The sequence below is a fragment of the Streptomyces sp. NPDC031274 genome, from assembly GCF_055570235.1.
Window position 1 is genome coordinate 1 of sequence record NZ_JBVIHP010000510.1, and the last position, 1,018, is coordinate 1,018.

1 pseudogene is annotated in these 1,018 nt (G+C 70.0%); it reads left to right on the plus strand.

Annotated elements, in window-relative coordinates:
- Positions 1-940 (plus strand): annotated as a pseudogene (locus ACZ5CR_RS47565) (hypothetical protein); the annotation flags it as partial.
- Positions 941-1,018: the final 78 nt, after the last annotated feature.

Consider the following 1,018-nt stretch of genomic DNA (forward strand, 5'->3'; position numbering starts at 1 on the left):
GCTCTGGCAGAAGCAGGCTGTCGACGAGTACGGCTCCGCGCAGATGTTCGACGAGGTGACCATCGGCGGCGGCACGGTCGCCGCCGCGGGCACCAGCGCGGACGCCGGCTGGACGGTCGCGGGCGAGCCCCTGTGGAAGCCCTCGGACGACAAATGCCCGGTCGAGGGCTACGCGGGCAGCGACGACAAGCTCGTCGCGCTGCGCGACTGCGGCGAGACCGACAGTCCTCAGCTGACGCTGCAGACGATCAACCCCGCGACGCGGGCGGTCAAGTCGGCGTACAAGCTCCCGGCGGGCACCGAGTACGCCCACGTCGTCTCGACCGACCCGCTGGTCGTGGCGGCGGACGGCGGTGACTCCAAGAAGGGCTCCTCCGGGGCCTCGGAGTTCCTGACGGTCGACGACAGCGCGGCGCGGGGCAAGCTCCTGAGCACGATCAGCACGGTGGGCGGCAAGTACGGGAAGTACAAGCTCGACTGCCCCGCCACCGAGGTAGCCGGCTGCCAGCAGATCGCCGTCACCAAGGACACGCTCTTCCTGGGCACTTCGGAGCCCTCCAGCCCGTCGTCCGAGGCCGAGAACGACCTGGTCGCCCTCGACCTGAAGTCCGGCAAGCAGTCGGGCAAGGCCGAGGGGGTCGACGGCGGCCCGCTGACTCCGATGGGCGTCGCGGACGACGGCAAGGTCATCGCGTACCAGGAGGCCGACGTGGTCGACGAGGCGGGCGGCGCTGTCTGGGCGCTGGACCCGAAGACGTACAAGAAGACGAAGCTCCAGCAGAACCCGTCCTCGACGTACGAGATGGAGGCGAGGTTCACGACGGAGCGCCGCATGCTCTTCGCCGGCGACCGCCTGTACATCGGCGGCGAGCACGTCACGGCACCGTCCACGGTCTTCAAGAAGAAGCAGCCGCTGGCGGCGGTGTTCGGGGCGAAGTAGGCACAGGGGACCCGCCGGGGACCCGCAACAGCTCGGGGGATGCAGGAGGGGACTGCAGGGAAGTCCCGCGGACACGCC